19 protein-coding genes are annotated in these 26,070 nt (G+C 72.6%); 8 read left to right on the top strand and 11 right to left on the bottom strand.

Annotated elements, in window-relative coordinates; genetic code table 11:
- Nucleotides 1-9: 9 nt before the first annotated feature.
- The 3 genes from BX283_RS14425 to lipB all read right to left on the bottom strand — a co-directional run bounded on the left by BX283_RS14425 (nucleotide 10) and on the right by lipB (nucleotide 2,398).
- Nucleotides 10-222 (bottom strand): hypothetical protein, encoded by a 213-nt coding sequence (locus BX283_RS14425; RefSeq protein WP_101388027.1) that lies wholly within the window; start codon nucleotides 220-222, stop codon nucleotides 10-12.
- 262 nt (nucleotides 223-484) lie between these two features.
- Nucleotides 485-1,474, bottom strand: coding sequence for a lipoyl synthase (gene lipA / locus BX283_RS14420; protein ID WP_101388026.1), 990 nt, complete (start codon nucleotides 1,472-1,474; stop codon nucleotides 485-487).
- 126 nt (nucleotides 1,475-1,600) lie between these two features.
- On the bottom strand, nucleotides 1,601-2,398 hold the full coding sequence (lipB, locus tag BX283_RS14415; protein WP_101388025.1) for a lipoyl(octanoyl) transferase LipB: 798 nt from the start codon (nucleotides 2,396-2,398) through the stop codon (nucleotides 1,601-1,603).
- Nucleotides 2,399-2,606: 208 nt separating this feature from the next.
- Between lipB and BX283_RS14410 the strand changes: the two genes are divergently transcribed.
- A complete protein-coding gene (locus tag BX283_RS14410; protein WP_101388024.1) occupies nucleotides 2,607-4,076 on the top strand; it encodes a regulator in 1,470 nt (489 codons plus the stop codon).
- Nucleotides 4,077-4,545: 469 nt separating this feature from the next.
- On the opposite strand, the gene BX283_RS14405 is transcribed toward BX283_RS14410, so the two are convergent.
- Together BX283_RS14405 and BX283_RS14400 are read right to left on the bottom strand one after the other, a co-directional pair.
- On the bottom strand, nucleotides 4,546-5,910 hold the full coding sequence (locus BX283_RS14405) for an NAD(P)/FAD-dependent oxidoreductase (protein ID WP_101388023.1): 1,365 nt from the start codon (nucleotides 5,908-5,910) through the stop codon (nucleotides 4,546-4,548).
- 201 nt (nucleotides 5,911-6,111) lie between these two features.
- Entirely contained in the window at nucleotides 6,112-7,005 is an 894-nt protein-coding gene (locus BX283_RS14400) for a TIGR01777 family oxidoreductase (RefSeq protein ID WP_101388022.1), read from the bottom strand.
- A gap of 85 nt (nucleotides 7,006-7,090) precedes the next feature.
- Here BX283_RS14400 and BX283_RS14395 point away from each other — a divergent pair, with 85 nt between their 5' ends.
- Nucleotides 7,091-7,564: a GNAT family N-acetyltransferase gene (locus BX283_RS14395; RefSeq protein WP_101388021.1), complete on the top strand. Its 474-nt coding sequence runs from the start codon at nucleotides 7,091-7,093 to the stop codon at nucleotides 7,562-7,564.
- Nucleotides 7,565-7,620: 56 nt separating this feature from the next.
- The gene (locus BX283_RS14390) at nucleotides 7,621-8,718 is read left to right on the top strand and encodes a PP2C family protein-serine/threonine phosphatase (protein WP_101388020.1); all 1,098 of its coding nucleotides are present in this window, start codon (nucleotides 7,621-7,623) and stop codon (nucleotides 8,716-8,718) included.
- A gap of 7 nt (nucleotides 8,719-8,725) precedes the next feature.
- On the opposite strand, the gene BX283_RS14385 is transcribed toward BX283_RS14390, so the two are convergent.
- The 6 genes from BX283_RS14385 to BX283_RS14360 all read right to left on the bottom strand — a co-directional run bounded on the left by BX283_RS14385 (nucleotide 8,726) and on the right by BX283_RS14360 (nucleotide 18,838).
- On the bottom strand, nucleotides 8,726-9,250 hold the full coding sequence (locus BX283_RS14385; protein WP_101388019.1) for a DUF4240 domain-containing protein: 525 nt from the start codon (nucleotides 9,248-9,250) through the stop codon (nucleotides 8,726-8,728).
- 490 nt (nucleotides 9,251-9,740) lie between these two features.
- Nucleotides 9,741-12,440, bottom strand: coding sequence for a pyruvate dehydrogenase (acetyl-transferring), homodimeric type (aceE, locus tag BX283_RS14380; RefSeq protein WP_101388018.1), 2,700 nt, complete (start codon nucleotides 12,438-12,440; stop codon nucleotides 9,741-9,743).
- 635 nt (nucleotides 12,441-13,075) lie between these two features.
- The gene (locus BX283_RS14375) at nucleotides 13,076-13,699 is read right to left on the bottom strand and encodes a GntR family transcriptional regulator (RefSeq protein ID WP_101388017.1); all 624 of its coding nucleotides are present in this window, start codon (nucleotides 13,697-13,699) and stop codon (nucleotides 13,076-13,078) included.
- Nucleotides 13,700-13,806: 107 nt separating this feature from the next.
- Nucleotides 13,807-15,576 (bottom strand): 2-oxoglutarate dehydrogenase, E2 component, dihydrolipoamide succinyltransferase, encoded by a 1,770-nt coding sequence (gene sucB, locus BX283_RS14370; RefSeq protein ID WP_101388016.1) that lies wholly within the window; start codon nucleotides 15,574-15,576, stop codon nucleotides 13,807-13,809.
- Between the two features lie 54 nt (nucleotides 15,577-15,630).
- A complete protein-coding gene (lpdA, locus tag BX283_RS14365) occupies nucleotides 15,631-17,019 on the bottom strand; it encodes a dihydrolipoyl dehydrogenase (RefSeq protein ID WP_180357153.1) in 1,389 nt (462 codons plus the stop codon).
- Nucleotides 17,020-17,317: 298 nt separating this feature from the next.
- Nucleotides 17,318-18,838: a leucyl aminopeptidase gene (locus tag BX283_RS14360; RefSeq protein ID WP_101388014.1), complete on the bottom strand. Its 1,521-nt coding sequence runs from the start codon at nucleotides 18,836-18,838 to the stop codon at nucleotides 17,318-17,320.
- A gap of 299 nt (nucleotides 18,839-19,137) precedes the next feature.
- Here BX283_RS14360 and BX283_RS14355 point away from each other — a divergent pair, with 299 nt between their 5' ends.
- The 5 genes from BX283_RS14355 to BX283_RS14335 all read left to right on the top strand — a co-directional run bounded on the left by BX283_RS14355 (nucleotide 19,138) and on the right by BX283_RS14335 (nucleotide 25,798).
- Nucleotides 19,138-21,168: a hypothetical protein gene (locus BX283_RS14355; RefSeq protein WP_101388013.1), complete on the top strand. Its 2,031-nt coding sequence runs from the start codon at nucleotides 19,138-19,140 to the stop codon at nucleotides 21,166-21,168.
- A gap of 37 nt (nucleotides 21,169-21,205) precedes the next feature.
- Nucleotides 21,206-22,750, top strand: a complete 1,545-nt coding sequence (gene pelF / locus BX283_RS14350; protein ID WP_101388012.1) for a GT4 family glycosyltransferase PelF — start codon at nucleotides 21,206-21,208, stop codon at nucleotides 22,748-22,750.
- A complete protein-coding gene (locus BX283_RS14345) occupies nucleotides 22,747-24,201 on the top strand; it encodes a hypothetical protein (RefSeq protein ID WP_101388011.1) in 1,455 nt (484 codons plus the stop codon). The genes pelF and BX283_RS14345 overlap by 4 nt, the downstream gene beginning before the upstream one ends.
- 89 nt (nucleotides 24,202-24,290) lie before the next feature.
- Nucleotides 24,291-24,926 carry a spherulation-specific family 4 protein gene (locus BX283_RS14340; RefSeq protein ID WP_101388010.1) on the top strand — a complete coding sequence of 212 codons (636 nt, stop codon included), beginning with the start codon at nucleotides 24,291-24,293 and terminating at the stop codon, nucleotides 24,924-24,926.
- On the top strand, nucleotides 24,923-25,798 hold the full coding sequence (locus BX283_RS14335) for an endo alpha-1,4 polygalactosaminidase (RefSeq protein WP_101388009.1): 876 nt from the start codon (nucleotides 24,923-24,925) through the stop codon (nucleotides 25,796-25,798). Before BX283_RS14340 ends, BX283_RS14335 begins: the two co-directional genes overlap by 4 nt.
- Nucleotides 25,799-26,070: the final 272 nt, after the last annotated feature.

Below are 26,070 nucleotides of genomic sequence, written 5' to 3'. Positions count from 1 at the left end.
AACCGAAGTTTACGTGGCCTGGGACGGACGGCTAGCCACGGCCTCCAGTACGTGCAGCGCCTCGGTCCGGTCCTTGGCCCGGCGGCGGTCCTCCAGGACCGCGGTCCAGGCGTTGCGGCGGGCGGTGCGCTGGCCCGCGGCCATGAGGAAGGACTCCATGGCGCGCAGTGCGTCGGTGACGGACGGGAGCGCGGTGGCGCGTACGGTCGTCGCGGACTGCATCGTGAGGTCCTCCCCAGGACGGGAACCGGATACGGAACGAACGGGGCGTGCGCGCGGGCTCACGCTCGGGGGCGTGCGCGGTGCGTGAACCCAGTGTCACTGACTGGTGTTACCAGGGCGTGTCCGAACGGTCAAACACCAATGAAACCTTGACGCGCCCCGGTAAAACGCTGACGCGGCCCGTACACACCCCCTACCTGCGGGGGATGTACGGGCCGCGTCGATTCAGCCATTACCGGTCGGTAAGTCTTTGTGCGCGAATTCACACGCCGACGGCGGTGCCCTCCGTGGAGGCCGACGGCGAAACCGCCTCGCCCCGGCGCTCCATCGCCTGCTGGAACAGCCGGCCCGCGCGGTACGAGGAGCGGACCAGCGGGCCCGACATCACACCGGAGAAGCCGATCTCGTCGGCCTCCTCCTTGAGCTCCACGAACTCCTGCGGCTTCACCCAGCGCTCCACGGGGTGGTGGCGCACCGAAGGTCGCAGGTACTGCGTGATCGTGATCAGCTCGCAGCCCGCGTCGTGCAGGTGCTGGAGCGCCTCGCTGACCTCCTCGCGGGTCTCGCCCATGCCGAGGATCAGGTTCGACTTGGTCACCAGGCCGTAGTCGCGCGCCTGGGTGATGACGTCGAGCGAGCGCTCGTAGCGGAAGCCGGGGCGGATCCGCTTGAAGATCCGCGGCACCGTCTCGACGTTGTGCGCGAAGACCTCGGGGCGGGACGAGAAGACCTCGGCCAGCTGCTCCGGCACCGCGTTGAAGTCGGGCGCGAGCAGCTCGACCTTGGTGCGGCCGTCGGCGCGGTCGGCCGTCTGCGCGTGGATCTGGCGCACGGTCTCCGCGTACAGCCAGGCGCCGCCGTCCGCCAGGTCGTCGCGGGCGACGCCGGTGATCGTGGCGTAGTTCAGGTCCATGGTGACCACGGACTCGCCCACACGGCGGGGCTCGTCGCGGTCCAGCGCCTCGGGCTTGCCCGTGTCGATCTGGCAGAAGTCGCAGCGCCGCGTGCACTGGTCACCGCCGATGAGGAAGGTCGCCTCGCGGTCCTCCCAGCACTCGAAGATGTTGGGACAGCCCGCCTCCTGGCAGACCGTGTGCAGCCCCTCGCTCTTCACCAGGCTCTGCATCTTGGTGTACTCGGGGCCCATCTTCGCCCGGGTCTTGATCCACTCGGGCTTGCGCTCGATGGGGGTCTGGCTGTTCCGGACCTCCAGGCGCAGCATCTTGCGTCCGTCGGGTGCGACTGCGGACACGACGTGCTCCCTATGACTTCGATTCTTCGGCGGACACCAGGGTACGCCCGTTATTTGCGTGGCATTACGTCTGGCCAACCCATGGCCAGAGGGGCGCATTCCCGTTCCCGGTGCGCCCGGGGCGTACTAGGCGGTAGCGCGTTCGATCTCCCTGGGCGCCAGTTCCGCGTTCTCCAGGATGTCCTTGAGGTGCTTCTCGACGACCGGCAGGACGTCGGCGATCGTGATCTCGCGGCCCAGTTCGTACGAGAGCGAGGTCACGCCCGCGTCGCGGATGCCGCACGGCACGATCCGGTCGAACCAGGTGTTGTCCGGGTTCACGTTCAGCGCGAAGCCGTGCATCGTCACGCCCTTGGCGACGCGGATCCCGATCGCCGCGAGCTTGCGGTCCTCGCGGCGCTGGCCCGCGTTGGAGGGCGCGTACTCCGGCCCGTTCAGCCGCGGGTCGAACTCGTCGTCGGTGAGCCGGGGGTCGAAGTCCAGGGCGAGGCCGCCGACCTTGGGCCGCTGCTCGACCGGGTCGCCGAGCACCCACACCCCGCTGCGGCCCTCGATACGGGTGGTCTCCAGGCCGAAGTCGGCGGCTGTGCGGATCAGCGCCTCCTCCAGGCGGCGCACATGCGCCACCACGTCCACCGGGCGCGGCAGCTTCTGGATCGGGTAGCCGACCAGCTGGCCCGGGCCGTGCCAGGTGATCTTGCCGCCCCGGTCCACGTCCACGACGGGCGTGCCGTCCAGGGGGCGCTCACTGGGGTCCGTGCGCCGGCCCGCCGTGTAGACCGGCGGGTGCTCCAGGAGCAGACAGGTGTCCGGGACCTCATCGGCGAACCGGGCCGCGTGCACCCGCCGCTGCTCGTCCCAGGCCCGCTGGTACTCGACCGCGTCGTCGCCGAAACCCAGTCGGACAAATCGCAGCTCGTTCACGCCCGGCTCCTCACCCAGTGCATACATGCGCCCCAGCCACTGTACGACCGCGTTCGACGGCAGCGTGCGGCGGGCAGAAACGGCACCTCCTCACACGATCGGATGAATGCGGGGCGAAGGCGGCGGTCAGGGCGGTATTGGCCGCTAAATTCCCCCCGTTCCATGAGGGCTGCCCGCTTGGCCCGGAAGGCAGGAGATCGCACAGCTGATGACGGAACGACCCCCGCAGCGCACGCCCAACCGGCAGCTAGCCGCGCTCATCGCGGAGGCCGGGTTCTCCAACGCGGGCCTCGCGCGCCGCGTGGACCAGCTCGGCCTGGAGCACGGCCTGGATTTGCGGTACGACAAGACGTCGGTGACCAGGTGGCTGCGCGGGCAGCAGCCGCGCGGCACCACGCCCGCGCTGATCGCCGAGGTGTTCACCCGGCGCCTGGGGCGCAGACTCTCGGCCCAGGACCTGGGGCTCGACGCCTGCGCGCCGGTGTACGCCGGGCTGGAGTTCGCGGCGACCCCGGAGGAGGCCGTCGACATCGTCAGCGGTCTGTGGCGCAAGGACTCCGGCAGCCACATCGAACTCCGCAAGATCGCCTTCACCCCGGCCGGGCTCGTGGTGCCCAGCCGGGACTGGCTGATCGGGCGGGCCGACGAACGCGTCGGCCACGGCGACCCCTCCCCGCGCTTCGCGGGCGAGGCGGCCGCCGCCGGACCGCCGCGCATCCCCAGCCAGGGCCGCCCGGGCGTGCCCCGGCAGCGCAGCTCGGAACGGGGCCCGGGACAGCGCGTGACCAGCGGCGACATCGCGGCCCTGCGCTCGGTCGGGGAGCTCTTCCGCACCCTGGATCACGCCTACGGCGGCGGCCACGCGCGCCAGGCCCTGGTGCGCTATCTGGAGCACGAGGCCGAGCCGATGCTGCGCGGCAGCTACGGCGAGAACATCGGCCGCAGGCTCTTCGCGGCGGCCGCCGACCTCACCCGCCTGGCGGGCTGGACCTCGTACGACATCGCGGCGCACGGTCTGGCGCAGCGGTACTTCGTCCAGGCGCTGCGCCTCGCACAGGCCGCCGGGGACCGGGCGTACGGCTCGTACGTGCTGGTCACGATGAGCCGGCAGGCCGTCTACCTCGGCCATGGCCGGGAGGCGGTCCAGCTGGCGCGGGTGGCCCAGCAGGGCGTCGGCTCCTCGGCGCCGCCGGTCGTCCAGGCGCTGCTGCACTCCGTGGAGGCGCGCGGGCACGGGGTGCTCGGCGAGATCCGGGCGTGCACGGCCTCGCTGGTGCGGGCGGAACGGGCGATGGAGGCGGCCCGGCCGGGCGACGACGTGCCGCACTGGGCGCGGTTCTTCGACGACGCGCAGCTCGCGGACGAGTTCGGGCACTGCCACCGCGACCTCCAGCAGTACCGGGCGGCCGCGCAGCACGCCGAGCGCTCCTTGCAGCTGCGCGCCCCGGCGTACGCCCGCTCGCGGCTCTTCTGCCGGGTGGTCCTGGCCTGCGCCCGGCTCGGCCTCGGCGAGCTCGACCAGGCCTGTGCGCTCGCCGCGGAGGCGGCGCAGCAGGCGAGCGAGATGCGGTCGGTGCGGGCGACGGAGTACGTGCGGGACTTCGAGCGCCGGCTTGAGCCGTATCGGGACGCGGCGGCGGTACGAACGTATCGCGACCGGGTCGCGGCGCTCGGGTAGTCCGCTGGGCGCCCACGGGGCGGGCTGCTTCTGCCCGCCTCGCGGCCGCCCACCGCGGGCGGTTGCTCGCGCAGTTCCCCGCGCCCCTTACGGGCGCCGGTCGCGCCCACGCGGCGGAGCCGCACATGTCACAGCCCCGCGCCCCTGGAAACCCTCGTTCGTCTGCGGACCGTGCCCGCTTCTCGCGCAGTTCCCCGCGCCCCCAAAGGCCTGTGGCTGAGCTGGCTTCTCCGGCTGCGGCCCCGCGCCCCTAAAGGCCTGTGGCTGAGCTGGGGTCTCCGGCTGCGGCCGACCCCCTAGGGGCGCGGGGAACTGCGCGACCAGCCCCCACCGGCCCGCAGGTAATGAACCCCCTAGGGGCGCGGGGAACTGCGCGAGCAACCCACCACACACCCGCAGACGAACACCGGGCCAAAAAGGGGCGCGGGGAACTGCGCAATCAGCGTCCGACCGCCCGCAGGCGAAACCGCTAGGCCGCCGGGCGGATCGTCGAGGGGGCCTGGATCGCCGGGCGCAGGCCCATGTCGGAGAGGATCGCCCCCGCGGCCCTGCGGCCCGAGTACAGGGCCCCCTGGACCGTGCTGGTGTCCCGGTGGTCCCCGCACACGTACAGGCCCGCCAGCAGCCGCACAGGGCGGCGTACGTCGTGGGGCGCGGGCATCGCCGGGACCGCCTCCGGGGTGTGCCGGACGGCGAGCAGGTCCCAGTCCGCCGTCGACGTCCCGTACAGCCGGGCCAGATGGGCCAGGACCGAGGCCTCCAGGTCCGGCGGCGGGGGGCCGAGCACGGTGGAGCTCACGAGCGCCCGCCCGCGCGGCGCGCGCGCCGGGTCGACCTCGCTCATCACCACTGTGTGCGCCACCGGGCCGCCCCCGTCCGCGTCGAGCAGCAGCGCGGGCTCGGCCAGTGGGGGCGCGGGGGCGGTGTGGTGCACCACCGTCACCGGGTGGAACGGCGGCACCCGAAGCCCGGGCAGCAGCTCGGCGGCGGCCCGCGCGTCCGTGGCGAGCAGCAGCGAACGGCAGCCGATGACACCGTGGTCGGCGGTGGTCACGGAGGTCGTGGCGACCGAGGTGACCTTGACGCCGGTACGGACCGTGCCCGGCGGCAGCGCGGCCGCGAGCAGCTCCGGCAGCACCGAGGCGCCCCCCGACGGTACGCACAGCCGGCCGCGCGCGAAGCCGCGCAGGGCGAGGTCGGCGCACCGGCTGGAGGTGGTGAGGTCCGGGTCGCAGAGCAGCGCGGAGAGCAGCGGGCGCACGAACCCGTCGAGGGTGCGGGCGGGCAGGCCGCGGGTCTGCAGGGCGGCCCCGATGGGCAGTTCGGGCCGGGCGAGCAGCCGCTCGACGGGGGTCGCGGCGAGCCGGGCGAGCGACGCGCCGAGCCGGGCCTGGTCGAGCGCGCCGCCGAGTGGGGTCGGGGCGCTGCGGGAGCCGCCCCGCGCGGAGCTCCTGGGCACGCCCCGCGGGCCTCCCCTGGGGGCGCTCGCCAGGGCGCGCGCTGCTGCGAGTGCGCCCCGCGTGCTCCGTGGCACGCCCGCCCGGTAGTGGCGGCCCGCGCTGTGCACGAGCACCCCGGGCGCGAACGCGCTCAGCGCCAGGCCGTCCAGGCCGGGCGTGCGCGTCAGCTCCGGGTACGAGGTGGAGAGCAACTGGCCGATCCGGTCGAGGCGGAAGCCGTCGAGGTGCTCGGTGCACATGCGCCCGCCCACCTCCCCGGCGGCCTCCAGGACCATGACCGTGACCCCCGCGCCGGTCAGCTGATGAGCCGCTGACAGGCCGGCGAGCCCGGCCCCCACGATGACGACGTCCGCATGGTGTGCGGTGCTGAGCACGTGCCCCTCCCTGAGGTCGGCGCGGCTTGGTGGAGGCCTCATGCCCCCAACGGGACCACGAAATGCAGGAGTTCGGTCAGAGAGTAGAAAGCGCGGTCGATTCCGCGACTCGCGCACGCGACCGAGCACGGAGGCACGCCCCCGCACCCCGTGCGCCGGTACCGCCCGCTTGCGGGGGTTCGGCCCTAGCACCCCCCGCCGCTACCCCTTCAGTGCCGCGGCAACCGCCCCCTCCACCGTCGGGAACGCGAACCGGAAGCCCGAATCCAGCAGACGGCGGGGGAGGACCCGCTGGCTGCCCAGGACGTCTTCCGCGAACTCGCCGAGCACCAGCCGGATCGCCGGGGCCGGGACCGGGAACAGCGCCGGGCGGTGCAGCACGCGGGCCATCGCCGCCGTCACCTCGCGGTTGGTGACCGGCTCCGGGGCCGTCAGGTTCACCGGGCCGGACAGCTCGGGGCGCTCCAGCAGGTGCCGCAGCGCCGCGGTGTGGTCGTGCTGGGAGATGAACGACCAATACTGGCGCCCGCTGCCCAGCCGCCCGCCGAGACCCGCCCGGAAGAGGGGGAAGAGCCTGCCCCAGGCGCCGCCCTCACGGGCCACCACCAGACCGGTGCGCGCGAACACCGTACGGATCCCCGCCTCGGCCGCCGGGGCCGCCGCCTCCTCCCACTCCACGCAGACCCCCGCCAGGAAGCCTTCGCCAGGCGGCGCCTCCTCGTCCACCGCGCGCGTTCCCGTATCGCCGTAATAGCCGATCGCCGTGCCGCACAGCAGCACCTTCGGCGGCACGTCGAGCGAGGCCAGGGCCTCGGCGAGGGCGGCCGTGCCGAGCACCCGGCTGTCGCGGATCTCCTTCTTGTACGCGTCGGTCCACCGGTGGTCGCCGACCCCGGCCCCGGCCAGATGGACCACGGCCTCGCACCCGGCGAGCCCGCCCGCGTCCACATACTGCCGCTTCGGGTCCCACTCGACCTCGTCGCCGGCCCGCGCCGGGCGCCGCACCAGCCGGACGAGGTCGTGCCCGTCCGCCCGCAGTGACTGCGCGAGCGCCGTGCCGATGAGCCCGGTCGAGCCCGTGATCGCGATCCGCATGCCGCCTTCTCCCGATGGTGAGGGTGCCCCGCTCCGGGGCGGAAACCATGCTTCCGCACGTGTACCCCGATGGCACAGTGACCCCATGCCCTCGCCGCACATACGCCCCGCCCGCCACGCCGACGACACCGCGCTCGCCGAGCTCGACCGCGAGGTCTGGTCGCCGCTGCACGCCGTCCAGCCCCGGCCCGAGCCGCCGTACGCGCCGTTCTTCGACCCCGCCAACCCGCCCTCGTACTACCTGGTGGCCGGATATCTGCGCCTCGTCCGGCCCACCCGCCTCGACTGCAACAGCCACGTCCGCCAGATCCAGGGCCTCGCCGTCGCCGACCGCGCCCGGGGCCGGGGCGTCGCCCGGGCCCTGCTGCGCGCCGCCGTGGAGGAGTCCCGGCGCCAGGGGGCGCGCCGCCTCACCCTGCGCGTCCTGGGCCACAACACGCCCGCCCGCAGGCTCTACGAGTCGGAGGGCTTCGCCGTCGAGGGCGTCCTGCCCGGAGAGTTCCTGCTGGACGGGGAGTACGTGGACGACGTGCTCATGGGGCGCTCGCTCACCGAGTGACGTAGAACAGGAGATACGAGACAGCAGCGCAGGACCGGCGGCCGAGGAGCTTCGCCATGGCGGACGAGGGCGCGTCCGGGCTGCTGCCGGTCGCCCCCCGGCCGCTGTGGCAGCGGGCGCTCCCGGTGGTGGTCCTCGCCGGGATCACGGCCGCCCAGCTCGGCACCCCCAACGGGGTGGAGCTCGGCTACTTCCTGGCCGCCGTGCCGCCGCTGGCCGCCTTCGCGTACGGGCCGATCGGCACGGTCGTGCTGGCCACCGTCACTTTCGTCGGCGTGCTGCTGCCGCACACCCGCGACTGGTACCCGCACCCCGGCGACATCCTCACCCTCGCGGTCGTCGTGGTCTTCAGCATCGTCGTGGCCTGGGTGCGCCAGCGCCGCGACCACCAGCTGGTGACCGTCCGTACCGTCGCCGAGGCCGCCCAGCTCGCGGTGCTGCCGCCGCTGCCGGACGCGGTGGGGCCCGTGCGCTGCGCCGGGCTCTACCAGGCCGCCCAGCGCGGCACCCTGGTCGGCGGCGACTTCTACGACGTGCGCGAGGGCCCGCACGGCGTACGGGCGGTGATCGCGGACGTCCAGGGCCACGGCCTGGCGGCGGTCGGCACGGTGGCCGCGCTGCTCGGCGCCTTCCGCGAGGCGGTCCTGGACGAGCCCACGCTCGCCGCCGTCGCCGCCCGCCTGGACCGCCGCCTGGTGGTCGACGCGCGCCCGGACGGCCACGGCGAGCTGTTCGCGACCGCGCTGCTCCTGGAGTTCCCGCCGCACGAGAGGGTCGTACGGGTGGTGAGCTGCGGCCACCCCCGCCCGTTCCTGCTGCGCGGCCGCACCGCCGCCGAACTGGCCGCCGAGCCCGCACCACCCCTCGGCCTCGGCCTCGCGGGCCTGGCGCCGCCGGGGGAGCTGCGGGTGGAGCTCGCCGACGGGGACAGGATCCTCGCGTACACGGACGGGGTGACCGAGGCGCGCGACGGGGCGGGCGCCTTCTATCCGCTGGGGGAGCGACTGGCGGCGCTGGCGACCCCGCGCGACGGCCTCGCGGCGCTCACCGAGGCGGTACGCGACGACCTGGTCCGGTACGCGGGCCGGGCCAAGGACGACGTGGCGCTACTGGCGCTGGCGCTGGCCCCGGCGAACGGCCACCGGGCCGCTTAGCCCGACGTCAGACCGACGTGCCGAATCGTTCCCACAGTCGGGGGAACCGTTCCGCCAGGGCGCGGTCGTCCTCGAAGTCGATCGGGGTGCCCAGCGGTTCGGAGGGCTGGGGCGAGATCCCCAGATCGGGCGCGACGGCCCCGGTGAGCTGCTCGTACGCCTCGTCCGCCGCGTACCCCAGGTCCTCGCCGTCGCCGTCGATCTCCTCGTCGAAGTCGTCCAGGAGCTCGGCGAGGTGGTCCGGGTCGTGCAGGGCGCCCTCGAACACCTCCCGGCCCTGGCCGATGAGCCAGCAGCGGAAGTAGTCGAACGCGTCGTCGCTGGCGCCGCCGAGCAGCACGGCCGCCGCGCCCCACAGATCCCAGGCGTACGCGCGGTTGTAGCGGGCCTCGAAGTGCCTGGCGAAGTCCAGGACGGATTCCGGGTCGAGCTGCAGCAAGCGCTCCACCAGCAGCTCCGCATGGTCCTCGGGGTCGCCCTCGGCGTCCTCGCGGGTGCTGTCGATCAGCTCCCAGAATTCCGTCTCGTCCATCACGGGATCCAGCATCGTGGCTGGCGGGTGGGCGCGCACGCGGAGCCGCGCAAATCAGCCCATCGGGCGGCCGGATCGAACCATTCGCCCCGCCGACCCCGGCCGCAGAGCTCGCCCGTCGGGCGCGCAGCCTGGGTCGCCCGCGCCCGCGCCCCTGGAACCCTCGTTCGTGTGCGGACCGTGGGTGGCTGGTCGCGCAGTTCCCCGCGCCCCTGGAAACCCTCGTTCGTCTGCGGACCGTGCCCGCTTCTCGCGCAGTTCCCCGCGCCCCTAAAGGCCTGTGGCTGAGCTTGGTTCTCCGGCTGCGGCCGACCCCCTAGGGGCGCGGGGAACTGCGCGACCAGCCCACCACCGGCCCGCAGGTAATGAACCACCTAGGGGCGCGGGGAACTGCGCGAGCAACCCACCACACAGCCGCAGACGAACAGCGAACGCCCCCGGCCGCACGGCACAGAGCCGCGCCCGGGGGCGTACACCGCGTCCTCCGGCCTTACAGGCCGTACCGCTCGCGGGCTTCCTTCACCGCCGACGCCTTGACCTCGCCGCGGCGGGCCAGCTGGGCCAGGGCCGCGACGACGATCGACTGGGCGTCGACGCCGAAGTGGCGGCGGGCCGCGTCACGGGTGTCGGAGAGGCCGAACCCGTCGGCGCCGAGCGAGGAGTAGTCCTGCTCGACCCACTGCGCGATCTGGTCCGGCACCTGGCGCATGTAGTCGCTGACCGCGAGGACCGGGCCCTCGGCACCGGCCAGCGCCTGGCGTACGTACGGCACGCGCTCCTCGCCGCGCAGCAGCGCGGCGTCCGCCTCCAGGGCGTCCCGGCGCAGCTCGGTCCAGGAGGTCGCGGACCACACGTCGGCGGCCACGCCCCACTCCTCGGCGAGCAGCTTCTGGGCCGCGAGGGTCCAGTGGATCGCCGTGCCCGAGCCGAGCAGCTGGATGCGCGCGGGGTTGGCGGCCGCCACGTCCAGCCCGGCCGACTCGGCCGTGTTGAAGCGGTAGAGGCCCTTGATGATGCCCTCGTCGATCCCGGCCGGCTTGGCGGGCTGCGGCATGGGCTCGTTGTAGACGGTGAGGTAGTAGAAGACGTTCTGGTCCTCGCCCGGAGCCGCCTCGCCGTACATCCGGCGCAGACCGTCCTTGACGATCGTGCCGATCTCGTACGCGAACGCCGGGTCGTAGGTCAGCGCCGCCGGGTTGGTCGCGGCGATCACCGGCGAGTGGCCGTCGGCGTGCTGGAGGCCCTCACCGGTCAGCGTCGTACGACCGGCGGTGGCGCCCACCAGGAAGCCGCGGCCCAGCTGGTCGCCGAGCTGCCACATCTGGTCGGCGGTGCGCTGCCAGCCGAACATCGAGTAGAAGATGTAGAACGGGATCATCGCTTCGCCGTGCGTGGAGTACGCGGTCGACGCGGCGATGAAGTCGGCCATCGAACCGGCCTCGGTGATCCCCTCGTTGAGGATCTGGCCGTCCTTCGCCTCGCGGTAGTACATCAGCTGGTCGCGGTCGACCGGCTCGTACGTCTGGCCCTTGGGGGAGTAGATCCCGAGGGAGGGGAAGAGGCTCTCCATACCGAAGGTGCGGGCCTCGTCCGGGACGATCGGGACCCAGCGCTTGCCGGTCTCCTTGTCGCGGATGAGGTCCTTGACGAGCCGGACGAACGCCATGGTGGTGGCCATGGACTGGCTGCCGGAGCCCTTGTCGAACGCGGCGAACGCCTTGTCGGCCGGGGCGGGCAGCGGAGCGAGCGCGTGCGTACGGCGGGCCGGGGCGGGACCGCCGAGGGCGGCGCGCCGCTCCTGGAGGTAACGCACCTCGGGGGAGTCCGCGCCGGGGTGCCCGTAAGGAACGACACCGTCGACGAACTGGGCGTCGGAGATCGGCAGTTCCAGCAGATCCCGCATGTTCTTGAACTCGTCGTTCGAGAGCTTCTTCATCTGGTGGTTCGCGTTCTTGGACGCGAAGCCCTCACCGAGGGTGAAGCCCTTGACGGTCTGCGCCAGGATGACGGTCGGCGCGCCCTTGAACTCCAGGGCGGCCTTGTACGCCGCGTACACCTTGCGGGGCTCGTGACCGCCGCGGGAGAGGTGGAAGCACTCGAGGATCTTGTCGTCGGTGAGCAGCCGGGCCATCTCGACGAGGGCCGGGTCCTTGCCGAAGAAGTCCTCGCGGATGTAGGCCGCGTCACGCGTCTGGTACGTCTGCACCTGCGCGTCCGGGACCTCGCGCAGCCGGCGGACCAGGGCGCCGGTGGTGTCGAGCGCGAACAGCTCGTCCCAGGCGCCGCCCCACAGCGACTTCACGACGTTCCAGCCGGCGCCGCGGAACTGGGCCTCCAGCTCCTGCACGATCTTGAAGTTCGCGCGGACCGGGCCGTCGAGGCGCTGCAGGTTGCAGTTGATGACGAAGGTGAGGTTGTCGAGGCCCTCACGAGCGGCGAGCGCGAGTGCGGCGGTCGACTCGGGCTCGTCCATCTCGCCGTCACCGAGGAAGGCCCACACGTGGGAGGCCGAGACGTCCTTGATGTTGCGGTTGGTGAGGTACCGGTTGAAGCGCGCCTGGTAGATGGCGGAGAGGGGACCGAGACCCATGGAGACGGTCGGGAACTCCCACAGCCAGGGCAGCCGGCGCGGGTGCGGGTAGGAGGGCAGGCCGTTGCCGCCGGACTCCTGCCGGAAGTTGTCGAGGTGCGTCTCGTCGAGACGGCCGTCGAGGAAGGCGCGGGCGTAGATGCCGGGGGAGGCGTGGCCCTGGATGTACAGCTGGTCGCCGGATCCGTCGGCCTCCTTCCCCTTGAAGAAGTGGTTGAAGCCGGTCTCGTACAGCCAGGCGGCGGAGGCGAAGGTGGCTATGTGGCCGCCGACGCCGTGCTTGGAGCCGCGGGTGACCATCGCGGCGGCGTTCCACCGGTTCCACGCCGTGATCCGGCGCTCCATCTCCTCGTCGCCGTCGATGACGGGTTCGGCGGAGCTGGGGATGGTGTTGACGTAGTCCGTCTCCAGCAGCTTGGGCAGGGCCAGGCCCGCGCCCTCGGCGTGCTGGAGCGTGCGGCGCATCAGATACGCGGCCCGGTGGGGGCCGGCGGCCTTGGCGACGGCATCGAGGGAGGCCGCCCACTCGGCGGTCTCCTCGGTGTCACGGTCCGGGAGCTGGTCGAGCTCGCTCGGAGACTTGGGCGTGGGGTCGATCATGATCGCCGCCTTCCGGACTGGAGGGGGGTGGAGATAAGGGGCCTTGTCTGGCAGGACAGGGCGGTGGACCGGGTAAGTCCGCCGTTGACTGTAAGCCGCCGATCGATGATCGATCAAAGCGTTGAGCGAAAAACTTCTCGATATCGAAAAAGTCGGCACGGGGTGCCCCGGAAGGGGGCACGGGGTGCCTTGTTTTCGCAGGTGGGGTGGGGTTCGGATGAGCGGGGGTGCCGGAGTATGAGCGGGGCCCACCCCCACCTCTCCCTGCGGGGGCTACGCCCCTGTTTGGCCCGGTGTTTGTCTGCGGGCCGTCCCCAACTGGTCGCGCAGTTCCCCGCGCCCCTCTTCGGCCCGGGGTTCGTCTACGGGCCGGTGGCGGGCTGGTCGCGCAGTTCCCCGCGCCCCTGAACCCTCGTTCGTCTGCGGGCCGTGGTCGGTTGCTCGCGCAGTTCCCCGCGCCCCTGAGATGCGCCCCTTCGGGGCGCCCAGGGGATTGCCGCGGAGCGGCATTTAAGGGGCGCGGGGAACTGCGCGACCAGCCCGCCACGGTCCGCAGACGAACACCGTAGGGGCCGGGGGCGCAGCCCCCGGGGAATCCGCCGCAACCCACCACCGGGCCGCAGACGAACCCCGGGCTAAGCCCGCGGCGCGCAGCCCAGGACGTGGGACTTGACCAGCGTGCCGATCCGCGGATCGTGGCGCCGGAACGCCTCCACCAGCTCCTGGTGCTCCTCCGCGTACGACTTCTGCACCGTGCCCAGCCAGCGGATGGACAGGGCCGTGAAGACCTCGATGCCGAGGCCCTCCCAGGTGTGCAGCAGCACGCTGTTGTGCGCCGCCCGCACCAGCTCACGGTGGAACCCCACCGTGTGCCGGACCTGCGCCGTCCCGTCCGCCGCCGCGTCCGCCTCGTACAGCGCCGCCACATGCGGCTCAAGCGCCGAGCAGTCCGCGGCGAGGCGGTCCGCGGCCAGCTCGGCCGCGATCTGCTCCAGGCCCGCCCGGACGGGGTAGCTCTCCTCCAGGTCGGCCGCCGTCAGGTTCCGTACGCGTACGCCCTTGTTGGGGGCCGACTCGATCAGCCGCAGGGACTCCAGCTCGCGCAGGGCCTCCCGGACGGGCGTCTGGCTCACCTGGAGCTCGACCGCGATACGGCGCTCCACGATCCGCTCACCCGGCTTCCAGCGGCCGCTGACGATCCCCTCCACGATGTGCTCGCGGATCTGCTCGCGCAGCGAGTGGACGACGGGCGGGGTCATGAAGAGCTCCTTCGCGCGAGCGGTGACCTCTAGACAATACGGCGGCGCCCCCACCAGGAATCACTCCGGGCGGGGGCGCCTTCGTCACAGACCGTACGGCCGCGGTCCTACAGGCCGAGCTCGACCTCGAACTCGCCGGCCTCCAGGATCGCCTTGACGGCCGTCAGGTAGCGGGCCGCGTCGGCGCCGTCCACCAGACGGTGGTCGTAGGAGAGCGCCAGGTAGGTCATGTCACGGATGCCGATGACCGTGCCCTCGGCGGTCTCGATGACCGCCGGGCGCTTGACGGTGGCGCCGATGCCCAGGATCGCGACCTGGTTCGGCGGCACGATGACCGTGTCGAACAGCGCACCGCGCGAGCCGGTGTTGCTGATCGTGAAGGTCGCGCCGGACAGCTCGTCCGGGGTGATCTTGTTGGCGCGGACCTTGCCGGCCAGCTCGGCGGTCGCCTTGGAGATACCGGCGAGGTTCAGACCGCCCGCACCCTTGATGACCGGCGTCATCAGACCCTTCTCGGAGTCCACGGCGATGCCGATGTTCTCCGAGTCGAAGTACGTGATGGTGCCCTCGTCCTCGTTGATCCGGGCGTTGATGACCGGGTGGGCCTTCAGCGCCTGGGCCGCGGCCTTCACGAAGAACGGCATCGGGGACAGCTTGACGCCCTCACGGGCGGCGAAGGAGTCCTTGGCGGCGGCACGCAGCTTCATCAGCTTCGTGATGTCCACCTCGACGACCGTGGTGAGCTGGGCCTGCGAGTGCAGGGCCTTCATCATGTTGTCGCCGATGACCTTGCGCATCCGGGTCATCTTGACCGTCTGGCCGCGCAGCGGGGACGCCTCCAGGGAGGGGGCGGCCTTCGCGGCGGGCGCGGCGGCGGCCGGCGCCGGAGCGGCGGCCTTCGCGGCCTCGGCGGCGGCGATGACGTCCTGCTTGCGGATACGGCCGCCGACGCCGGTGCCCTTGACCGCGCCCAGGTCCACACCGGACTCGGAGGCGAGCTTGCGGACCAGCGGCGTGACGTACGCGCCGTCGTCGCCGGAGGTGGCGACCGGGGCCGGAGCCGGGGTCACCGGAGCCGGGGCGGCGACCGGCGCGGGCGCCGGGGCGGCGGGCGCGGCCGGGGCGGCCACGGGGGCGGCCGGGGCCGGAGCCGGAGCAGCCGGAGCGGCCGGGGCGGGCGCCGGAGCGGCCGCCGGGGCCGGAGCGGGGGCGGCGGCCGGAGCCGGGGCGGCCGGGGCGGCAGCGGCGGCGGGCGCGGCACCCGCGGCGCCGATGACGGCCAGCTTGGCGCCGACCTCGGCGGTCTCGTCCTCGCCGACCACGATCTCCAGCAGCACACCGGCGACCGGGGCGGGGATCTCGGTGTCGACCTTGTCGGTGGAGACCTCGAGCAGCGGCTCGTCCTCGGCCACCTCCTCGCCGACCTGCTTCAGCCAGCGGGTGACGGTGCCCTCGGTGACGGACTCGCCGAGGGCGGGCAGCGTCACGTCGGTGCCGGCGGCGCCACCGGCGGGGGCGGCGGCCGGGGCCGGGGCCTCGGCGGCGGGCGCCGGGGCGGCCGGAGCCTCGGCCGCGGGGGCCGGGGCGGGAGCGGCGGCGGGCTCGGCGGCCGGAGCCGCGGCGGCGGCCGGAGCGCCCGAGCCGTCGTCGATGATGGCCAGCTCGGCGCCGACCTCGACGGTCTCGTCCTCGGCCACCTTGATGGAGGCCAGGATGCCGGAGGCGGGGGCCGGGATCTCGGTGTCGACCTTGTCGGTCGAGACCTCGAGCAACGGCTCGTCGGCCTCGACGCGCTCGCCCTCGGCCTTCAGCCAGCGGGTGACGGTGCCCTCGGTGACGCTCTCGCCGAGCGCCGGAAGGGTTACGGAAACCGACATGGTTTCAGTTTCTCCTTACAGATTTGCGGAAGTGGTCGTCGCGCCCGAGGGCAATCAGTCGTGGGAGTGCAGCGGCTTGCCGGCCAGCGCCAGGTGCGCCTCGCCGAGAGCCTCGTTCTGCGTCGGGTGCGCGTGGATGAGCTGCGCGACCTCGGCCGGCAGAGCCTCCCAGTTGTAGATCAGCTGGGCTTCGCCGACCTGCTCGCCCATACGGTCACCGACCATGTGGACGCCGACCACGGCACCGTCCTTGACCTGGACGAGCTTGATCTCGCCCGCGGTCTTGAGGATCTTGCTCTTGCCGTTGCCCGCGAGGTTGTACTTCAGAGCGACGACCTTGTCCGCACCGTAGATCTCCTTGGCCTTGGCCTCGGAGATGCCGACGGAGGCGACCTCGGGGTGGCAGTACGTCACGCGCGGCACACCGTCGTAGTCGATCGGGACGGTCTTGAGACCGGCCAGACGCTCCGCCACCAGGATGCCCTCGGCGAAGCCGACGTGCGCGAGCTGGAGGGTCGGGACGAGGTCACCGACGGCCGAGATGGTCGGCACGTTGGTGCGCATGTACTCGTCGACGAGGACGTAGCCGCGGTCCATCGCGACGCCCTGCTCCTCGTAACCGAGGCCCTGCGAGACCGGGCCGCGGCCGATGGCGACGAGGAGGACCTCGGCCTCGAACTCCTTGCCGTCGGCCAGCGTGACCTTGACACCGTTCTGGGTGTACTCGGCCTTCTGGAAGAAGGTGCCCAGGTTGAACTTGATGCCGCGCTTGCGGAACGCGCGCTCAAGAAGCTTCGAGGAGTTCTCGTCCTCGGCCGGGACGAGGTGCTTGAGGCCCTCGACGACGGTGACGTCGGTGCCGAAGGACTTCCACGCCGAGGCGAACTCGACGCCGATGACGCCGCCGCCCAGGATGATCGCGGACTGCGGGACCCGGTCCAGGGTCAGCGCGTGGTCCGAGGAGATGATGCGGTTGCCGTCGATCTCCAGGCCCGGCAGCGACTTCGGCACGGAGCCGGTCGCCAGGAGGACGTGGCGGCCCTGGACGCGCTGCCCGTTGACGTCGACCGAGGTGGGCGACGACAGCTTGCCCTCACCCTCGATGTACGTCACCTTGCGGGAGGCCACCAGGCCCTGGAGGCCCTTGTAGAGGCCCGAGATCACGTCGTCCTTGTACTTGTGGACGGCCGCGATGTCGATGCCCTCGAAGGTGGCCTTGACACCGAACTGCTCGGCCTCGCGCGCCTGGTCGGCGATCTCGCCGGCGTGCAGCAGGGCCTTGGTGGGGATGCAGCCGTTGTGCAGGCAGGTGCCGCCGAGCTTGTTCTTCTCGATCAGTGCGACGTCCAGGCCCAGCTGCGCTCCGCGCAGGGCCGCGGCGTAGCCGCCACTGCCACCGCCGAGGATCACTAGGTCGAAAACGGTGCTGGCGTCGTTCGCCACGTCACGTCCTCCATGCATGTGCGCCGGGCGCCGGTCCCGTGACCGGGCGGCGGCTGGTGTTCGGCCGCTGTCTTCGTCGGCCCTGTGGTGGGGGCCCTGTCCTGCCGAGAACCCATCTTCGCACTTGTTGCCGGAAGGCGGGACGCGGGGCCGGGCTCTGGGACGGGCGATCGCCCTGTGGGAGGGCGATCACCGTGTACGTACCCGTTGATTTCGTCCAGAGCGGAATCCGGACGGATACGGGGGAGGAACACGAACGGCCTCGGGCATATGCCCGAGGCCATCGGTGTCAGCGGTGTCAGCCCAGCTCGCCGTCGGCGGTGCGCTCGGCCAGCCGGACCAGGGTGCGGACCGCGGAGCCGGTGCCGCCCTTGGGGGTGTAGCCGAAGGGGGCGCCCTCGTTGTAGGCCGGGCCCGCGATGTCCAGGTGGGCCCAGGTGATGCCCTCGCCCACGAACTCCTTCAGGAACAGACCGGCCACCAGGCCGCCGCCCATCCGCTCGCCCATGTTGGCGATGTCGGCGGTCGGGGAGTCCATGCCCTTGCGCAGGTCGGCGGGGAGCGGCATCGGCCAGGACGCCTCACCGGCCTCTTCGGCCGTCTCGTGGACGGCGGTGCGGAAGGCGTCGTCGTTGGCCATGACGCCGAACGTGCGGTTGCCGAGCGCCATCATCATGGCGCCGGTCAGGGTCGCCACGTCGACGATCGCGTCCGGGTTCTCCTCGGAGGCCTTGGCCAGGGCGTCGGCGAGCACGAGCCGGCCCTCGGCGTCGGTGTTGAGGACCTCGACGGTCTTGCCGCTGTACATGCGCAGGACGTCGCCCGGGCGGGTAGCGGTGCCCGACGGCATGTTCTCGGCGAGCGCCAGCCAGCCGGTGACGTTCACCTTCAGGCCGAGGCGGGCGGCCGAGACGACGGCGGCGAAGACGGCGGCGGCGCCGGCCATGTCGCACTTCATCGTCTCGTTGTGGCCGGCCGGCTTCAGCGAGATGCCGCCCGAGTCGTAGGTGATGCCCTTGCCGACGAAGGCGAGCGACTTGGCCGCCTGCGGGTGGGTGTAGCCGATGCGGACCAGGCGGGGGCCGTTGGCGGAGCCGACGCCGACACCGAGGATGCCGCCGTAGCCGCCCTTGGTGAGCGCCTTCTCGTCGAGCACCTGGACCTTGACGCCGTGCTCCTTGGCGGCCGCGGTGGCGACTGCGGCGAAGGATTCGGGGTAGAGGTCGTTCGGCGGGGTGTTCACCAGGTCGCGGGCCCGGTTCAGTTCCTCGGCCAGCGTGATGGCGCGCTCGGCGGCCGCCTTGTGAGCCTTGTCACGCGGCTTGGCGCCGATCAGGGCGATCTCGGCCACTGGCGCCTTCGCGCCCTTGCCGCCCTCCTGGTACGCGGTGAAGGAGTACGCGCCGAGCAGCGCGCCCTCCGCGATGGCCGCCACGTCCTCGGCCGCCTCCACGGGCAGCGCGAACGCGGCCTTCTTGGTGCCGGTGAGGGCGCGGGCCGCGGAGCCGGCGGCGGACCGCAGGACCTCGGCGGCGAACGCCTCGTCCTTCCCGGGGGCCGTGCCGAGCCCGACCGCCAGCACGACCGGTGCCTTCAGGCCGGAGGGTGACGGCAGCTTGGTCACCTCGCCCTCGGCACCGGAGGCGCCCAGGGTCTCCAGGATGCCGGCGAGCTTGCCGCCGAACGCCTTGTCCACGGCCTCGGCGCCCGGCGCCACGACCGGACCCGCCTTGGGCCCGGTGCCCTTGGCGATGCCGACGACCACGGCGTCGGCGCGCAGCGTCGCGGCACCGGCAGTGCTGAGAGTCAGAGCAGTCACGGTGGTGAAGTCTCTCTTCCGTTGAGTTTCCGAGCCGAGGGATGGGTCGGCTGTGCCCCGGCGCATCGTAAATCGGCCGAGTTGGGCGCGGATACGAGCGTACGCGCGCCGATGCGCTTCGATCACGGCGGCGGCAATTCACTCATCCGTGGTGTCTCTTCCATGTTTCCCCGCCAGACTGTGAGCGCTCGGTCACACTCAGCCCGTTCGGGCAAGGGCGCACGGGGCTCCTTTGCATAATCTCCACAGGCCCTGCCATGCGTGTGCGCATACGGAAGGGCCCCCATGAGGGGGGAACAATGAAGAAGGCGAACCGCTTGAGGGCGGGCAGATCCACGGTGGCGCTGATCGCCGCCGGCGTCCTGGCGGCGGGCATACCCGCGGCGAGTGCCGCCACCGCGGCGACGGCGCCGCGCATCGACCTGAAGGTGCTCGTCCTGGACGACGGGGGCAGCGCGGTGGACGCGCTGGTCGCCCAGTTGCAGAGCATCGGCCTGCCGTACCAGACGGTGAAGCTGAACGACGCCGGGCGCCAGACCGTTGACGCGGCCTTCCTGAGCGACACGGTGAGCGGGCGGCCCCGCGCCAAGTTCCAGGGCGTGGTCGCGCCCAACGAGATCCCGTTCGGCTCGGCCGACGCCCCCGAGCAGGCCGCGCTCGCGGCGTACGAGAAGACCTTCGGCATCCGCCAGATCGACGCCTACACCTGGGCCCACCCCGAGGTCGGGCTCGACTACACCGACCAGAACGGCGGTTGGTCGGGCGTCCTGGACGGCGCCACCACCCAGGTCACCGCGGCCGGCAAGACCGGGCCGTTCAACTACCTGGACGGAACGGTCCCCTTCGAGGACAACTCCGCCCTGGTGTCCGAGAGCTACGGGTACGCGGGCCACCCCCGGGACGGCTACACCAGCTACCTCACCGCGCCCACCGGCGGTTCCCTGCTCGGGTCCTACACCCACGACGGGCGCAGCGAACTGGTCGTCACCTTCGCCTACAACCAGTACCAGGAGCAGTTCAAGGTGCTGGCCCGCGGCATGGTGGAATGGCTGACCCAAGGCGTACACCTGGGGCAGAGCCGCAACTACTTCGCCGTGCACGTCGACGACGTCTTCGCGCCGGACGCCCGCTGGGACACCGCGGCCAACTGCACCCCGGGCGACTTCGACTGCGCCGGGGGGAGCGGGGCGACCAGCGACATCCGGATGACGGCGGCCGACGCGCAGTACGCCGCCCAGTGGGAGCAGGCGAACGGTTTCACCCTCGACCTGCTGTACAACGCGGGCTCCGGCGAGGAGTGGAAGGCCGAGAACGGCGGCACCGACGCGCTCACCGCCCAGCTCCTCGCCGACAAGGCCAAGTTCCGCTGGGAGAACCACACCTACACCCACGAGTTCCTCGGCTGCGTCCAGGACACCACCACCGTCCCCTGGGCCTGCGCGAAGAACGCCGACGGCAGCACCAAGTGGGTGAGCCGGAGCGATATTTCCGGCCAGATCAACAACAACTACAACTGGGGCGTGCAGAAGGGCCTTCCGGTCGACCGCGCCGAGCTGGTCACCGGTGAGCACTCCGGCCTGAAGACCCTGCCGCAGCAGCCCCAGGACAACCCCAACCTGGCCGGTGGGCTCCTGGACGCCGGGGTCAAGTGGATCGGCAGCGACAACTCGCGCGAGCCGCAGCAGCGCCCGGTCGGCAAGGCCCTCACGGTGCCGCGCTACCCGATGAACGTGTACTACAACGTCGGCAACGCGGCCGAGATGACCGACGAGTACAACTGGATCTACACCTCGAAGGCGGACGGCGGCAGCGGGATCTGCGAGGACAACCCGACGTCCACCTGCCTGCCCGCGCCGCTGGACACCGCCACCGGCTACCAGTCCCACATCGTCCCCCAGGAGGCCGGCACCGCGCTGCGCCATGTGCTCGGCAACGACCCGCGGCCGCACTACGTCCACCAGTCCAACCTGGCCGAGGAGCGGATCCTCTACCCGGTCCTGGACAAGGTCCTGGGCGACTACCGTGGTCTGTTCGCGGACAGCGCGCCCGTCGTCAACCTGCGCCAGCGGGACATCGGCACCGAACTCGGCCGCCAGTCCACCTGGGCCAAGGCGGTCGCCGACGGCAAGGTCACCGCGTACCGCATCGGTACCACCGTGACCGTCCAGGCGCCGTCGGGCGTGGTGGCACCCATCACCGCTCCCGAGGGCACCCAGCAGCAACAGCTCCTCGGTACCACCGTGTTCGGCACGCCGTACGCGGGTCAGCGCTCCGCCTGGTCCTCACCCGGACCGCTCCAGGCGGCGGTCACGCTGAAGCTTCCGGCCTGACCAGCCGACTGACATTCGCTGTCCAGGGGGGACACCAATGCCGAGCAGTGGCCGTCATGTCACCATGCTCACGGAAGGCACCTATCCGCACATCCACGGTGGTGTGAGCACCTGGTGCGACCAGCTCGTCCGCGGTATGCCGGAGGTCGACTTCAACGTCCTGGCCCTCACCGGCAGCGGCCGCGAGCCGGTCACCTGGGAGCTGCCGCCGAACGTGTACCGGCACACGGCGTTCCCCCTGTGGGGGACGGTGCCGGCGCGGCGGCCACTGCTCGGCAAGGAGCGGCGCCGCTTCATAGACGTCTATGAGCGGTTCCTGCTCTCGATGCTCGACCCGGAGTCCGGCTGCGACTTCACCCAGGGGCTGTACGCCCTGGCGCGGCTGGCCCGGGCCGGGCGGCTCTCGGCGGCGATGCGCTCGGAGGCCGCGCTGCGGTCGCTGATGTGGATCTGGACCATGCCGCACCTTCAGATAGCCGCCGCACGGCCCACCGTGCACGACGCCCTGACCGCCACCGACCTCCTCGAACACGCGCTGCGCCCGCTGGCCGCCCGGCTCCCGGAGGACTGCGTGGCGCACGCCGTCAGCAGCGGGCTCGCCACCCTGCCCGCGCTCGCCGCCCAGCACTTCGACGGCGTGCCCTTCCTCCTCACCGAACACGGCATCTACCTGCGCGAGCGCTACCTCGGCTACCGCACCGGCGAGCAGTCCTGGCCGGTGAAGTCGGTGATCCTCAGCTTCTACCGCGAGCTCAACTCGATGGGCTACCGCCAGGCCGACCTCATCACCCCGTGCAACCAGTACAACCGCCGCTGGGAGGAGCGCGGCGGGGCGCCGGTGGACCGCATCAGGACGGTCTACAACGGCGTCGACCCCACCCTCTTCCCGCACGCCGGACCCGACCCGGCGGTGCCCACCCTCAGCTGGTGCGGGCGCGTCGACCCCATCAAGGACCTGGAGACCCTGATCCGGGCGTACGCCATGGTCAGGGCGGAGCTGCCCGAGGTGCGGCTGCGGCTGTTCGGCCCCGTCCCGGCGGGCAACGCCGACTACCGCACCAAGCTGGAGAAGCTCGCCGCCGAACTCGGCGTGAGCGACGGCATCAGCTACGAGGGCCGTATCAGCGACGTCGCGAGCGCGTACGCGGCGGGGAGCGTGGTGATGCTCTCCAGCATCAGTGAGGGGTTCCCTTTCTCGTTGATAGAGGCGATGTCCTGCGGCCGCGCCACGGTGTCCACGGACGTGGGCGGGGTGCGCGAGGCCGTCGGGGACGCCGGTCTTGTGGTGCCGCCGCGCGAGCCCGCGCTGATGGCCGAGGCCACGCTCGCGCTGCTGCGCGACGACGCGTACCGCACCGAACTGGGCGCGCGGGCCCGCAGCCGGGTCGTCGACCAGTTCACGCTCCACCGGTCCGTGGACGGCTTCCGCCGGATCTATCTGGAGCTCGCCGGCAGCCCGGAGCCCGTACGGCAGTACGCGCCGGTCGCCGAGCCGCGCGCCGAGGTGCCGCAGGACGACTGGACGCTCGAACTGGTCGATCCCTGGTACCGGGAGCTGGCGTCGGACGGATCCGTCTGGTGAGCGGTTCGCTCTGGCTGGGCAAGGAGGGTCAGCACACCCTGCCCTTCATCCCCCGACAGCGTCCGCACGCCGTCGCCGCCGACCCCATCGACGAACTCGCCGACCGCATGGAGGAGTTGATCGCCGCCGCCGTCCACCCCGACGAGGTCGCGGCCATCCTCGAATCCGACGGCATGACCGACGCCCACATCCGTACGGCCTACGGCCGCCAGGACTCCTTCGAACTCGCCGAGGACCTCTACGCGCGCGTGGAGCGCCGCTTCCCGCCCGCCGCGGGCCCGGCCGCCGACCCCTGGCACGCCGCCCTGCCCGCCTGTCTGCTGCGCGGCCTGGTGTTCGCGCTGCCCGGCCTCGCGTACGTCCTGGGGGCGCCGCTGCTCACCGGGCCGCCGGACGGCTTCGGCCTGCCCGCCGGTACGGTCCCGCTGCTCGCCGGGGCCGTCACCGGCTGGGTGTGGAACCAGGGCCTCTCGCACCGCGCTTACGCCTGGCTGGGCCTCGGCGACCGGCCCGCCGCGGCCGCCGCCCTGCGCGTCGGGGCGCCGCTGGGGGCCGTGCTCAGCGCCCTGGTGGCGCTGGCGGCGAGCGGGCCAGGTGAGCTGTCCGCGGCCGCCTTCGCCGCCGGGCAGGCCGTCTATCTGGCGGCGGCGACCGTGCTGCTCGCCCTGGGGCGCGAGCGGGACCTGCTGGTCGCGCTGCTGCCGATGACGGCGGGCGCCGCCGCGACCCTCGCCCTCGACCTGCCCGACGTGCTGCGCACCGCGCTGCTGCTGCTCCCGCTGGCCGCGGCGGCCGGGTTCGCCCGGCGAGCCCTGGCCGGCGAGGCGGGCGGCGACGGGGCAGCGGCCGACGGACGGCCGGGCCCACGGCTCGCCGCGTCCGTCCCGTACGCCCTGTTCGGCCTGGGCACCGGCGTCCTGGTGCTCTACGCGGCCGTCGGGGACGTGTTCGCCGACGGGGCCGGGGCCGCCGTGGCCGCGCCCTCGGCGGTGGCGCTCACCCTGAGCATGGGCCCCGCCGAATGGCTGCTGTACCGCTTCCGCAGCCAGAGCCTGGCGGGGCTGCGGACCAGCACCACCGCGTACGGCTTCCGCAAGGCGACCGCGAGCACCCTCGCGGTCTGCCTGAGCGGCTATCTGGCGATCCTCCTCGCCCTGACCGTCCTCGGCACGCTCCTGTGGCCGGGCGCCCCCGAACTGGGCGCGCTGCGCCTGACCGGGCTGCTGCTCACCGGCATGGTCCTGTGGATCGCGCTGCTGCTCCAGTCGTTCGGGGCGGTCCGCAGCGCCGCCGCCGTCTGCTGCACGGCGGGCGGGGCGCAGGTCCTCGCCCTGGCGACCGGGGCGGGCCACCCGCGCACGGTCGGGCCGGTGGTGGCGGGCGTGGCGGCGGTGGTGCTGGCCGCGCTGGTGGGAGCGCTGCTGGGAAGGGCGACGGCCCACCGGGTATGACTGGATCAGGCACGACCGCATCGCGTTCGACCGCATACGGAGCGGGGTCCGCAGCGCCCGCGCACATCAGGACGGAAGTCACGCACGCCATGCCCCGCACCCTCCTCGTCCCCTTCTACGACCACCCCGCCGACCGGCCCGACGCCTGGGAGACGCTGATCGCGGCGGCCCCGCTGCTGTACGGCGTGGTGCTCAACCCGGCCAGCGGCGCGGGGGAGGCCCCCGACCCGGCGTTCGCCGAGGCCGCGGCCCGGCTGCGGGCGGCCGATGTGCCCGTGCTCGGCTACGCGGACACGGACTACGGCCGCCGCCCGCACGCCGACGTCGTACGCGACCTGCTGCGCCACCGCGACTGGTACGGGGCCGACGGCGCCTTCCTCGACCAGGTGGCCACCGACCCCGCGCTGCTGCCGCACTACCGGCGGCTCTCGGTCGCCGCGCGCGCCGCCGGGGCCGACACCCTGGTCCTCAACCACGGCGCCCACCCCGACCCCGGCTACGCCGGCCTCGCGGACCTGCTGGTCACGTTCGAGGGCACCTGGGCGGCCTATCCCGAGGTGCGCGCCCCGGAGTGGACCCGGGATCACCCGCCCGAGCTCTTCTGCCACCTGGTGTACGCGGCCCCGCCCGGTGCCCGGCCCACCACGTCCGTGCACTGCGCGGTGCCGGGCGAGGCCCCGCACCCCTGGGGCACCCTGCCGCACCTCCTGGAGCCCGCCCGATGAGACGCCTCCCGCTCGCCCTGGTCCTGCTGCTGCTCCTGGTGGCGGGGTGCTCCTCGTCGTCCCCGGACGACGACGACCGGCCGGCGCCGGACGAGTCGAGCACCGCGCCGGGCCCGACCCCGGCCAGCCCCTCGCCCCCGACCTCGCCCTCGTCTTCGCCGAAGCCCGGTGGCGCGCGCTGGCAGCCGAGGCCCGGCCTCGCCTGGCAGTGGCAGCTCACCGGGAAGCTCGACCCGACGGTCGACGTGCCGGTGTACGACGTCGACGGCTTCAACGTCTCCAAGGCCCAGGTCGACGATCTGCACCGGCGCGGGCGCAAGGTCATCTGCTACGTCTCCACCGGCGCCTGGGAGGACTTCCGCCCGGACGCCGGCCGGTTCCCCAAGTCGGTGCTCGGCGAGAGCAACGGCTGGAAGGGCGAGCGCTGGCTCGACGTCCGCCGCACGGACGTGCTGGGGCCGCTGATGGCCAAGCGGTTCGACATGTGCCGGGAGAAGGGCTTCGACGCGGTCGAGCCGGACAACATGGACGGCTACGACAACGAGACCGGGTTCCCGCTCACGGCGGCCCATCAGCTCGCGTACAACCGGCTGATCGCGCGGCTCGCCCATGACCGGGGGATGGCGGTCGGCCTGAAGAACGACCTCGACCAGATCCCGGAGCTGGTGGGGGACTTCGACTTCGCGGTGAACGAGCAGTGCGCGGAGTTCGGCGAGTGCGATCGGCTGACGCCGTTCGTGAAGGCGGGAAAGGCCGTCTTCCACGTGGAGTACAAGCTGGCGCGGGGGAAGTTCTGCGAGGCGGCGCGGGGGTTGAGGCTGAGCTCCATGCGGAAGGAGTTGGAGCTGGGGACGTGGAGGGAGGCGTGCTAGCGGGTTGCCCGGACCTCGTCTGCGGGCCGGTGGTGGGTTGCTCGCGCAGTTCCCCGCGCCCCTTACGGGCGCCGGTCGCGCCCACGCGGCGGAGCCGCACATGTCACAGCCCCGCGCCCCCGAAAACCCTCGTTCGTCTGCGGACCGTGCCCGCTTCTCGCGCAGTTCCCCGCGCCCCTAAAAGCCTGTGGCTGAGCTGGGTTCTCCGGCTGCGGCCGACCCTCTAGGGGCGCGGGGAACTGCGCGACCAGCCCACCACCGGCCCGCAGGTA

This window comes from Streptomyces sp. TLI_146, from assembly GCF_002846415.1.
Lineage (GTDB): Bacteria > Actinomycetota > Actinomycetes > Streptomycetales > Streptomycetaceae > Streptomyces.
This window is presented reverse-complemented; position numbering and strand designations above follow the sequence as displayed.